Origin of the sequence: Planktothricoides sp. SR001, assembly GCF_001276715.1 — a bacterium.
Lineage (GTDB): Bacteria > Cyanobacteriota > Cyanobacteriia > Cyanobacteriales > Laspinemataceae > Planktothricoides > Planktothricoides raciborskii.
In genome coordinates this window covers 1-11,931 of record NZ_LIUQ01000013.1, presented here as the reverse complement: position 1 = coordinate 11,931, position 11,931 = coordinate 1, and the positions used below count along the sequence as shown (strand labels likewise).

Sequence of the window (11,931 nt, the reverse complement as noted above, 5' to 3'; positions counted from 1 at the left end):
GACTCATCCCAGCTTGTAAACAATCCAACCAAAAATAATTGAGAGTGAGTAGTTTCAACTACTCACTCTTGAAAATGGAAGAATAACTCTCCCTGTCTAATTCTGCGTCAGGCACATTCCTCGACCAGACATAAATTAAACTATGTATTGATTATTCGGCGAGGTTCTTATCACCGGCAGTACAGCCAGCACTGGTAGGGTCTCCAGCTTGAGAACCAGGGCTTTTTGCCTCGCAGAGGAGTCCCAGGGTCAGAACTTCTGTCGCTGCTGTACCTGTAGAGGTGTATGTTAACCCTTTATAGCCTTTGAGAGATTGTCCTGTGGTAGCCGCATCTATCTGTGCTATCTGGATGGCTTGAGCATTAGGAGTACCAGCACTGATGGTGTAGGTATAGTTAGGACTATTTTTGATCCCAATGCCTAAATTATCCTTGATTGTTGCGAATGTGTTGTTATTTTCCAAAAAGTATGCTTGCTGTGCCCGGTTCATCGCACCAATATTATTCCGAGCTTCAACCTGCTTGGCTTTGTTGGCTTGGCTGAGGAGGGAGGGCAGAGCCACAGCAGCCAGAATCCCGATGATGATCACCACCACGAGCAGTTCAATCAGGGTGAAACCGCCTTCTCTTCTTTTTTCGTTCAGGTGTTGGAGGAATTTGACTTTTAATTCGGTTTTCATTTTAAAGGTCTCCTTGAGATGTGGGATGCTTGTTTTTTTAACTTCTAGAGATAACTTACCCACCGTCTCTGACTTTTATATCACCCATCGGCAAAATTTTTTTCCACCTTCAATCACAACGCTCCAAAAGCACATATAGAAAGGCTTCCAGGTCAGTTAAAAATTTGGTAATCTCTAATAACGCTTTTTCCTGACTCACGGGGTTGAGGGTGAGCGGATCCACCGGACGAATCTGGAGCCAGCGTTCCACCAAGGCCGTCACTGACTGAGGCTCATCCCACAGAGGTAGCAGACAGGCAGCAATATCACTGCCGATGATTACCGGATTCATTGTTGGGTGGGGAACGTCCCGACTAATTTCAAAAGATTGATGGTCGATGACACATTGGATCAAATAGTCTTTTAACTTAGAATTTCTTAGCTGAGGGTGCAAATACACTCTGGCACTTCGCCAGTCTGCGTCTTGCCAATCGTCAACAGGAACAAAACTTGAACCATTGTTGGGATGACCGCACCAAAAGTCAAGCAGTCGATGCCTCGGATGCAACAATTCAAACAGATGTAATCGATCTTCCGCCGAGAGTTCTGGTAAGCTCATGGCCAGAAATACCGGCAAATTCTCCCAATCTTCAAATAAATCCATCAGTTCCCAGTGTCGCCAATTCACCATACTGATGAACTCTAAATCAGCGGCTTTCATCGCAGCAAACATTTCGTTTACTGTGTACCCTTTGTCTTCTTGGAACAAGTAATTCATCATAAAAAACTCTGGGTTATTTTCTCGATTATCAGCCCAAGTTGTTGCTTTAAGTTGAACGTCATTTTTCAAGGCTTTCATCATTTCACGGACGATAGATATTTCCAGTTCCCCTGGGTTTTCATCCATCAACCCCATCATTTTGAATATTTCTTGCGCCCGATAAAGATAAACCCGATTCAGGGAACTGTGGAGATTGGCGCGAATAATTCCTTCGGGCTTTAAAACCGATTTCATCCCCTGTAGTCCAATCGCCGGTTCAGGCAGCAGATAGAGAACATCGTCACAATTGATATAGTCAAACTGCATCCCTAAGCTGGGCAAATCTTCAATACACAAAAGATGAAATTCTATATTATTCCTAAATCCATGAAATTTTAGTCTTTCTTGAGATATCTTTAATGAGTTTTCTGATATATCTATGCAAACAATTTTTGCCTCTGGGTTGGCTTCTGCTAATGCTAAAGCCTTATATCCAGTGCCACAGCCAGCATCTAAAATAATTTTGTCTTTGGTATCAATTACTTTTTGATTCCTTAAATAAAAGGATGTGACATAATTGTGATAATATAAAGAATTATAATCTTCTTTTAAAGAATTTTCTAAGGGAACTCTGGGATAAGGGCCTGTTTCAAATTGTTGGCGAATTTTTTCTAGGGATTCAGCGTGTTGATTTTCCATTTTTACTTTCCGTATATTTGCTTATATTTGCTGAAAAAACCAGCGATTGAATTTAGATTTTACCTCGATAATTTTTGTGGGATGCCAGGATATTTAAAATTTCCTGATACCAGCCGATTAAAATGGGCTTTTGCTTACCCAGACATAGCAATTATCGGTTAATTTTGACAAAAACTGAGCGGGGGGCAAAAGCCCACACCTAGAAGATATCTATAAATAAAAGATTAACCAGAGAAAAAATCGTCGAATACCTCTTAATCTCCTAAAAACATGGGATTTGATCGTGATTTTGATCTTGAACGGTTAATCGCAACGTTCCAAAAGTACATAAAGAAAGACTTCGAGATGAGTTAAGAGTTCTTTAATCTCCTCAAAAGCTTTTTGCGGACTAATCGGTGTCAGGGTGATCGGATCCACCGGACGAATCTGGAGCCAGCGTTCCTCCAAGGCTGTCACTGACTGAGGTTCATCCCACAGGGGTAGCAGACAGGCCGCAAGATGACTTCCGATCATCACAGGATTCATCGCTGAACCCTTAACGTCGCGACTAATTTCAAAAGATTGTTGGTCGGTGACACAAGCAATCAGATGGTCTTTTAACTGAGGATTTCTTAGCTGAGGATGTAAATGTACTCTGGCACTTCTAATCTCGGCCTCTTGCCACTTGTTAACAGGAACAAAGGATGAGGCAGCGTTCGGATGACCGCACCAAAAGTCCAGCAGTCGATGGATTGGATGCAACAACTCAAACAGATGTAATCGCTCTTCCACAGACAGTTCTGGGAGACTCATGGCGAGAAACACTGGCAAATCTTCGCCGTCTTCAAATAGATCCATTAGTTCCCAATGTCGCCAATTTACCATACTGATGAACTCTAAGTCAGCAGTTTGGATGGCAGAAAACATTTCGGTGATTGTGTACCCTTTGTCTTCTTGAAGTAAATAATTCGCCAGAAAAAATTCTGGTTTATCTTGTTGATTATCTTTCCAAGTAATCGCCTTAAGCTGAACGTTATCTTTCAAGGCTTGCATCATGTCACGAACGATGGAAATTTCCATTTCTCCTGGGTTGTCATCCATCAACCCCATCATTTTGAACATTTCTTGTGACCGATAGTAATAAACCCGATGCAGAGAACTGTGGAGATTTGCGCGGATAATTCCTGCGGGCTTTAAAACCGCTTTCATTGCCCGGAGCCCGATCGCGGGTTCAGGCAGCAGATATAGAACTTCGTCACAGTTAATATAGTCAAACTGCATTTCTAAGCTGGGCAATTCTTCTATGGATAAAACATGAAATTCTGCATCATTGAATCCATGATATTCTAGTCGGGCTTTAGCCAGTTCAACGGATTTAGGAGAAATATCTATCCCCACAATTTTGGCGTTTGGATTTGCTTCGGCTAATGCTAAAGCTTTATATCCCGATCCACAGCCAGCATCTAAAATAATTTTGTCTTTGGTATCAATTACTTTTTGGTTTCTTAAATAAAATGGGGTAGCATAGTTATGATAATACAATAGGTTATAGTTGTTTTTACATGAAGTTTCTAATGGAGTTCTGGGATAAGGGCCGGTGTCAAATTGTTGGCGAATTTTTTCTAGGGATTCAGGGTTTTGGTTTTCCATTTTCTTTTTGTCTATATCCGATAACAATTTAGCGATTCAGCCAGTATGTAGGGGGACAATGCCCACCCTAATGGTTACGGCTGGGTGGTGGCAGGAGGTGGTGGTAATTGAATATTACTCGGTGGCAAGGTGGTTGGTGTGGGAATGGACGGCTGGGAACTGGCATCACGGGGAAGGGTCGCCAATGCTACTCTGGTGCCACCGACCGCTCTCATGCGATCGAGCACTTCCACCACCAGATTATATTTGACCTCCTCGCTGGCATACAACACCATGAGCGCCATAGGATTACTGCTGTGATAAAAGCTGAGGATTTGTTCTAACTGGTCTAATGTCACCAGTCTAGGCTGTTCTTCTATATAAACATAGACCTGTCCCGCTGGTTCTAGCCGGACAATTAACATTTCTTGTGTCTGCGTCTCCCCGGTAGCTGCTTTCGGCAAGGCTACATCAATCACGGGCTGGCGCGTGAGTTGCAAGGCTGCCAAAATAAAAAATGTCAGAATGCAAAAAATTACGTCAATCAGTGGAATTAGCTCAATGCGAGCTTCTTCCCCTTGAATATCCTGGTTTATCTTCATCGATCGCCTCTCTCCCCCAATTAAATTAAGCATCTGTAGGGGCAGTGACCCCGCCCCGATTTTACCCAAAATTATCGATCGCGTCAGCCCTCATAAGACCCTGGGCAACATCGAAACAGGGCAACCTCGAAACAAGGCAACCTGGAAACAGGGGAACCACCGCCAACGGAAAAGCCCCTACTTTTGCCCTAAACATTGCTGGTTTCTTCTGGTTTATTATCTGCTGCCGGTGGTCTTTCAGGCGCTTTTGCCTCCGTGTGGTTGGCGACTGTAGAGGTGTTGGACTCAGGAGGAGTGCTGGTGCGTTCATTGTTGGGTAGGGGCGGTGCGATCGCGGTGCCCGCCCCCGGCAACGGCGTCTCTGGAGTCGATCGCTGACTATCCGCTACCTGACTATCCTCTATAGGTAAAGAAGTCGGTATTTCTGAAGCAGAAGGTTCCGTGAGTCGCCCGGTTTTCTCAGGTATTGAACTCTCAGATAAAGAACCCGAACTTGAGGATAAGGGACTGTCAGTCAGTCGCCCGGTTTTCTCAGGTATTGAACCCTCAGATAAAGAACCCGAACTTGGGGATAAGGGACTGTCAGTCAGCGATTCCGCGAAGCGGATCCCTTGCGGGAATCGCGCCACTCCATCGGCTGATTCAACCGCACTGATGTTTCTTTCTGATGGTGCCGACAGCGATCGCGGACTTTGCGGACTTTGGGGGTTCATCTGGGGCATCCCCTGACTATGCCTACCTTCTGCCCAAAACTGCCGATACAGCAGCTCTAACTCATTCCCCGACTTGCGGAACATCTTCATCTGCGAGAACAAAAAGCCTTGAAACATCCGATAAAAGGCTAGGGTCATAATTGCCACAATCAGTCCTGCCGCCGTACTAATCAGCGCCTCACCAATTCCAGAGGTAACATCTCGCGTCGCATTAGTGCCGATATCACCCAAACGAATCGAACCCAGGGAGTTAATCAAACCTAAAACCGTTCCCAGCAAACCCAGCATTGGTGACAAAGCAATCACCGCTTCCATAATTTTTTCGCCGCGACGCATTGCCGCCAACTCATTATCTGCCGCTGACTCCAACGCCAGACGAAACAGTTCTGGCTCGGCATTTTGCAGTCGCAAAGGAGCATACAGGAATCGACCAATCGGTTGTTTACTCCCTTGTTTGGCAATTTCTTGAGCCACCTGCCAGTCATAACGGGCCGCTTCTAGCACGCGATTGATCAGTTCTCTTTCTTTGCTCATTACGCCCAGCCAAAAGACCAGCCGTTCTAGAATCGTGCTCAACGATAAGATCGAGAGGAACAATAGCGGCCACATAGAAATGCCGCCTTTCTCAAATAGTTCTAGGATTGCTGTTTGTTGTATCATCCGCCTTCTGCTTCTCCTCTTCTGTCTTTCCCTGGAATCGGGTTTGTGGCCATAGCAGTCCAAGACATATTTTAAGTTCAAAAGTTGCCATTATATACAGCGATCGCAGATTGATTCCATAGATTTTTTCACTGACTAATAGCTCGTCATTGATTAATTTATTTTTTTATTGAGTTAGGAAGCCTACAGGCAAAACCTCAAAACCATGAAAGCAGAGCAATATTTTTTTCATTTCAATTAATTCTCTGAATCTTCTGATGATTTTTGGCTTCCTTACCCTAACCTTACCCTAAATTATTCCTAAATCAAAATACCTTGGATATTATACCAATTATTCATCACAATATTATCGTTATATCCTAAACATCAAGATTTTTCGGCATATAAATAAATGCTGACTTTTAGCAACAACAAAATTACACATTTATTATTTAATCAGCATAAATATTGCTGATTGTAAAAATACAAATAGTGTATTTTTACTGCTTTTTAATTTCCCTGGATTTTTCATATTATTTTTGATCGATAAGTTTTATCATCAAAATTCATTTTTTTAGGTTCAAGGATTTTAATGTCAGCGACATACCATCGAGCGGATCAAAGATCACGGTAACTCCACTGAAGTGGGTTTAGCCACATGAGGCAATCCCCAGCCTAACTTTTCTCGCAGCACATGGAAAAATTCAGGCCGTTTTAAGCGAATAAACCGGGCACTATAGGGTGATCGCTTGATGTGGACTCGATCCTCCGGCAACACATAACATCCCGCATTGCCATCCACCACCATCACCAGGCGATCGGGATTCGCGGCAAAAATATTCACCGGCTCACTATTGGCAAAAACTAAAGCCCTTGAAGCCAACGAATGAGGACAAATCGGCACTAGCTGTAATACTGGCACATCAGGGGTAATCACCGGGCCGCCTGCAGACAGGCCATAAGCGGTGGATCCCGTGGGTGTGGAAATAATCACCCCATCAGCGGCGATATCCACAGGTGCATGATGCCCCACTTCGATTTCAAAGTGGCACATACTGGTCAACGGTTCCCGGTGAAGCACCATTTCATTCATACAGAGTGCTTCCCAAACTACGATATTGTCCCGAATCACTTGCACCGTGACCATTGTCCGCTCTTCAATTTGATAGTCACCGGCAAGAACTTGTGCCATCGCTTCCGGGAGATGGTTCAGGTAGATTTCTGTCAAGAAACCCATGTGACCAGTATTCACCGTCAGCAATGGGATCCCCGCCGGTGCCACTTGGCGGAACGAGGACAATACAGTGCCATCCCCACCCAGCACTAAGCCAAAAGTCATATCCTGATCGAACCCAGGGGGAACCAGTTGGTCGATCGCGGTATGACAGATAGGTTTTTCTGGACTGGAGTAACCTAGAATTCCCCCGACTCCGGTGGTGGAGACCACCTGCCAACCAGCATCAGTCAGCTTGTCTTGCCATTCGAGGGCAACACGACAAGCGATCGGTTTATTGTCGTTATAAATAATGCCTGCTTTGGGCGACATTCAGCAGCCTTTCTTCGGTTTAAGTTTTACACAGCACAGAGATAGGGTTTGCCCCTAGGACATTTTTAGCATGGTTCTACCGTATGGTCTAGGGCAAACCTCTGAGAAACCGGGTAATTAACGTCAACCCTTGCCACCAACCAACAACGCTCATAGAAACCCGGTTTCTGTTGCTAGATTGGGATTGCCTAAAAAGGAATCTTCCTTTTCTTTTGCATCTTGCTGTTTTTTTCTTTTTCGTAATCCAGTTCCTTGAGTTTTTTCATAATTCGACTGAAGTATTCTTGCAAATACCCTTCTAAAGTGGTGGTTTCTTTGGGATCCAAGCCAAAGACCGGATAAACTTCATCCATTGACGCCGTTAAGGGTTTGCCACTAGCGAGCACTTCCACAAATGCGAGGCGATCGGCCACATTCCAACTCCATTGGAAGAATCGGGCAATTTTACGCACGGTTCTCAATAAACTCAGGGGTGAGCGGATAATTTTGGCTTCTTTACCCGCCAAGCGATTACACAACGCCACAATTTCATCACCACTCCAGGCACGAGTCCCTACCACGGGAAAGGTTTTGTTTTCCGTTTCTGGTACAGATAGAGCGCGGATGGCAAATTTGGCAATATCCTGCGTGTTCATATAGGCGATCGGCACCACCTCACCGGTCATCCAAACCGCCTGATTATCCAAAATCGGAATCGCATACTGACCAATTAACCCTTGCATGAATCCGGCTAGACGAAGAATTGTATAGTTTAGCCCTGATTCCGCTAACGCCGCTTCATTACAGCGCTTAATTTCCATTAAGGGTACATCGGGATATTTCTCCGCGTCTAAAATCGAGAAGAAAATATAACGCTGCACCCCCGCAGACTTGGCGGCTTCCATCAGCGCTAGTTTGCCTTCCCAGTCAACTTGCTTGATACTTAAAGAGTCTGTGGCTCTGGCTGTGGCTGCATCAATCACCGCAGTCACCCCATCGAAAGCGGCAGGTAAAGTCTCAGGATCGCAAAGATTTCCCCGCACCAGTTCCGCGCCCCACTCTTTTAAAAAGGCTGCTCTTTTGAAACTACGGACTAAACAACGCACTTGATATCCTTCATCAAGGGCGCGTCGCGCAATTTGTCTTCCTAATGTACCTGTGGCACCGACAACCAATAAAGTCATTTAGAATTTATGACGAATTTTTAACTTTTATTACATTTTATCAGAAATCGTTACAAATATCGCTTGCTATTGGAATTACACCGGATCGAATCGGCATATTTTGGCGACTGTCTGAATCCGGAACAATATCTTAGAGTTAGCTGGAGTCAGCCTGGAGAGCGATCGCAGGCTGAAGCCACTTCCTAGACTCCACAAAAATTCCAGTTTCCGACATTGTTAAGTTATGTAATCACAAAATCATCAACATTAGGCATGAGAGGAGCGATCGATGTCATATCAGGATTATCGCTTATTGGTGATTGGTTATAAGCAAGTCACTGATAGTGACTTGCTTTAATAGCGCCAACTGATGAGCGATCGCATTTCATCAGCCAGCAAAAAACCGCCATAATTGGCGGTTTCATTCCGGGACTTTCTGGCAAGGTTAACTATTATCTCGCGTAATCCAGTTGATCACCCACAACCCAGTAACTAAACCGATGAAGTGAGCGAAAATGGTGTGGGTGTTCGCCAAGATCACAAAAATATCCAACGGTTGGATCAATTGTTGCATAGGAACAGTCAAGGAAACCCGCGCCGCTTGAGATTGCAGGGCTTTACCCAAAAGAATCCCACTAATCGATTCAGCGGCCAGTAAACTTAAAAACATCCCAACGAGATTGATGATCACACCCAAACGCAAAATTTGCATGGCATCTGCTTTTTTGGGACGCAGGGAAGCCTGACTCGCTTTTAACTGCAACGCCAACCTGGTATAACGGAATGACCAATAGATACTTACCAGTAGGGCGATTATTCCACTCACCGCAAAAAAGATTCCGGCGCTGGTTCCGGGATTACTCCCACCGCCTGAAGCCCCAGAATTGCTGGTTTCAAAGATAATCGCGAATAAGAAGATGATACTAGCTACGACGGCTAGGACGACCTGAACCCAAAAGCTAATCCATCCGCCAAGGCGAAATGCGGGAATAACTCTCTGGACTGCTGGTGGTAAGGCGGGGGGTTCTGAATTGTTTCGCATGACTACGGCCAGTTGAAGTGATTGGGCTTAGTTCTTTTGTACTAGGATTAGGGGTCGATGGGGGAATCGCTTTCCCCACCTCCCATTCAGAACCCAGCGTGCCACTTTCACGGCACTGGGTTCCTACCTAAATTGACCTTTTACACAGGTACGATTACCAGAGCGGCAGTTCTTCCTCCTGATGTCCTTGGGTGCTCCCGTCATATCTTGACTTTAAATCGTGACAATGAGCGTGAAGCAATTGCAGGTTTTTGTATTCATCCTTTCCGCCTTGGCTTTTAGGAATGATGTGGTCTACTTCCAACAGGTCGCTGCTTGTGAAGTATTGCCCGCAATATGGACATTTACCCTTCTGCTTTTTCAGCAGTTTTGCCACTCTTGTAGGGGCTTCTATGTCTTGTCCTCGCCTGGTGCTCCAGTAAACCCAGTCGCCGTCATACGGGGATTTGTCAGGCTTGACTAAGGTATGTCTCTTGATTTCCACATCCTGGTGTTTCCATAGCGTTAATCCGTCTGCTGTGGCAAACGTCCATGTACCATGTCGGCCTTTGCGATAATACTTGCGTATTGCTTGGGCTTTTTGTTTTCTTCCACGTCTACTTACTGACCATGCTCTGAGCATTTGCCAAAGAACCATGTCTTCTGATGAGAACGTTTCCTTGGCTGCTACCCCTGAATAGTAGTTTGCCCACCCTTTAATCATTGGATTTAATCTACCAATGAGTCCCGCTTGCGGGGCTGTTTTGTGGGTCTTAATAACTTCTTTTAGGGCTACATGGTGAGCTTTGATTGCTTTCTTACTCGGCTTAATCAGGGTTTTATATCCCAGTAGTTTCCCTTGGGGGTTTTTCCCTGATTTGTGTTTTCCAACTGGATATTGTCGGATGTTGAATCCCAAGAAATCAAAACCGGGAGTTACAGTCAATTCACTTCCTGTAACCAACTGATTAAGGGTGTGACATATCCTGGTTTTTTCTGGTTTTAATTCCAAACCAACTGGTTTTAGCCAAGCTTCAATTGCCGCTTTAGCCTTATGGATGACCTCTAACTCTGGGTGTAGTACCACAAAATCATCGGCGTATCTAATGATTCTGACAGGGGGTGTGTATAAGCCTTTTTTGCTGTAATAGTACATAGGAAATTGACTTTCTACATCCCGAATCATCCCATCTAGTGCTATGTTGGCCAAAAGGGGTGAGATAACCCCACCTTGGGGTGTACCTGCCTCTGGCTTTTCAAAGGCTCCTCCGTCCATGATTCCGGCTTTTAACCAAGTTTTAACCTGGTGTCGGACTTTTGCTGGACATTGGAGCTTTTTCAGTAAGTAGGTGTGGTTGATTTTGTCAAAACACTTAGATATATCTGCATCCAGAACATAATTAGGTTTCTTGTTTATTACAAGATATATTCTGGCTACGGCGTCATGTGTTGACCTACCTGGCCTAAAACCATACGAGGTTTCCTCAAATTGGGATTCCCAATACGGCTCTAGTGCCATTTTTACCAATGCCTGACGCGCTCTATCCTCCACTGTTGGTATCCCCAGGGGGCGTTTTTCATCCCGTCCGGGTTTTGGTATCCATACTCTGCGGACTGCTTTGGCCTTATAGGTTAGTGACAATCTGGAGGCCAGACTAAGCCTTTGTACGGGTGTCAGTGATTTTATCCCGTCAACCCCGGCTGTCTTCTTTCCTCTATTGAGTTGAGTTACTTGCCTTACAGCGAGTAGTTTTGCGTAATATGACTTTAACAGTAATTTCTGGAGCCCTTTTGCTAAGACATCGTTGCCCCTACTAGCCGCTCTGTAGATTCGCTTTTGTAACTTGAACACTTTCCGCTGGATTATTTTCCAGGGGATTTCGTTCCATTCCACCATCAACTTTTGTCGTGTTTTGGACATATATATCACTACTTGAAACTCTACATTTCAACTTAGGCGCAGGCTGTCTGCATATACCAGTTGTTAGGCTGGTCTTTGGCTTCTGCACTGCATCTCTCACCCATATGGCTTGCGCTTACACTTATCACTACTTAGGAGTATCGACCTATCCTGAGAGCCAATATGGGCTTTAATTCGTTCCGTGGATTTGGGATTATTAGTTTTAGGATGCTGCCCTGTCCCCCTGGGTACTTTTGGGATTTCGTTAATACGTGAGGTATCAAACTCCGTATCTTTGTAGGCAACACACAAAATTTACCTACCCATTCCCCGTGACCTTTTTGGTCGCAGCGTATCAACCAGATTTCGCTACTTAATTATTGAGAGGGTTCCTGTCGGACATTTGCCTCACGGCTGACCTTGACTAATTGGCTCGAAGGGATTCCCTTACTGGTTAAGCGTTACCTCCCTTTCAGCCCGCTTCACACCAGTGAATAGTGAGTCTCCGGGTGGGGCTGATGCCTAATTACCCCTGACAATTTTTTAAATCTTTGTTAAGATTCTTCTTTTGCCAGAAAATCCGGGTATTTGTCTTCCATTTAGGACAACAAATCCACAGTTGGTCGGGTAAGGTTCAGGGATT

8 protein-coding genes and 1 pseudogene are annotated in these 11,931 nt (G+C 44.8%); all 9 read right to left on the bottom strand.

What is annotated here, in order from left to right; all coding sequences use genetic code 11:
- Positions 1–151: 151 nt before the first annotated feature.
- Positions 152–679, bottom strand: a complete 528-nt coding sequence (locus AM228_RS09810) for a type IV pilin protein (protein ID WP_054465946.1) — start codon at positions 677–679, stop codon at positions 152–154.
- A 109-nt stretch (positions 680–788) separates the two neighbouring features.
- Complete coding sequence (locus AM228_RS09805) at positions 789–2,117, bottom strand: class I SAM-dependent methyltransferase (protein WP_054465945.1); 1,329 nt, start codon at positions 2,115–2,117, stop codon at positions 789–791.
- A 303-nt stretch (positions 2,118–2,420) separates the two neighbouring features.
- A complete protein-coding gene (locus AM228_RS09800) occupies positions 2,421–3,746 on the bottom strand; it encodes a class I SAM-dependent methyltransferase (protein ID WP_054465944.1) in 1,326 nt (441 codons plus the stop codon).
- Positions 3,747–3,820: 74 nt separating this feature from the next.
- The gene (locus AM228_RS09795; protein WP_054465943.1) at positions 3,821–4,327 is read right to left on the bottom strand and encodes a biopolymer transporter ExbD; all 507 of its coding nucleotides are present in this window, start codon (positions 4,325–4,327) and stop codon (positions 3,821–3,823) included.
- 739 nt (positions 4,328–5,066) lie between these two features.
- Positions 5,067–5,700: pseudogene (locus tag AM228_RS35095) on the bottom strand (MotA/TolQ/ExbB proton channel family protein); the annotation flags it as partial.
- Between the two features lie 604 nt (positions 5,701–6,304).
- The gene (locus AM228_RS09785; RefSeq protein WP_054465942.1) at positions 6,305–7,225 is read right to left on the bottom strand and encodes an NAD(+) kinase; all 921 of its coding nucleotides are present in this window, start codon (positions 7,223–7,225) and stop codon (positions 6,305–6,307) included.
- Between the two features lie 188 nt (positions 7,226–7,413).
- Positions 7,414–8,388, bottom strand: a complete 975-nt coding sequence (locus AM228_RS09780) for an SDR family oxidoreductase (RefSeq protein ID WP_054465941.1) — start codon at positions 8,386–8,388, stop codon at positions 7,414–7,416.
- 424 nt (positions 8,389–8,812) lie between these two features.
- The gene (locus AM228_RS09775) at positions 8,813–9,409 is read right to left on the bottom strand and encodes a DUF3611 family protein (RefSeq protein ID WP_054465940.1); all 597 of its coding nucleotides are present in this window, start codon (positions 9,407–9,409) and stop codon (positions 8,813–8,815) included.
- A 154-nt stretch (positions 9,410–9,563) separates the two neighbouring features.
- The gene (ltrA, locus tag AM228_RS09770) at positions 9,564–11,309 is read right to left on the bottom strand and encodes a group II intron reverse transcriptase/maturase (RefSeq protein WP_054465939.1); all 1,746 of its coding nucleotides are present in this window, start codon (positions 11,307–11,309) and stop codon (positions 9,564–9,566) included.
- Between the last annotated feature and the right edge of the window lie 622 nt (positions 11,310–11,931).

Excerpts from the sequence above, each read along its gene's own strand:
- AM228_RS09810 (WP_054465946.1), bottom strand. The coding sequence starts at position 679 with ATGAAAACCGAATTAAAAGTCAAATTCCTCCAACACCTGAACGAAAAA.
- AM228_RS09805 (WP_054465945.1), bottom strand. The coding sequence starts at position 2,117 with ATGGAAAATCAACACGCTGAATCCCTAGAAAAAATTCGCCAACAATTT.
- AM228_RS09800 (WP_054465944.1), bottom strand. The coding sequence starts at position 3,746 with ATGGAAAACCAAAACCCTGAATCCCTAGAAAAAATTCGCCAACAATTT.
- AM228_RS09795 (WP_054465943.1), bottom strand. The coding sequence starts at position 4,327 with ATGAAGATAAACCAGGATATTCAAGGGGAAGAAGCTCGCATTGAGCTA.
- AM228_RS09785 (WP_054465942.1), bottom strand. The coding sequence starts at position 7,225 with ATGTCGCCCAAAGCAGGCATTATTTATAACGACAATAAACCGATCGCT.
- AM228_RS09780 (WP_054465941.1), bottom strand. The coding sequence starts at position 8,388 with ATGACTTTATTGGTTGTCGGTGCCACAGGTACATTAGGAAGACAAATT.
- AM228_RS09775 (WP_054465940.1), bottom strand. The coding sequence starts at position 9,409 with ATGCGAAACAATTCAGAACCCCCCGCCTTACCACCAGCAGTCCAGAGA.
- ltrA (WP_054465939.1), bottom strand. The coding sequence starts at position 11,309 with ATGTCCAAAACACGACAAAAGTTGATGGTGGAATGGAACGAAATCCCC.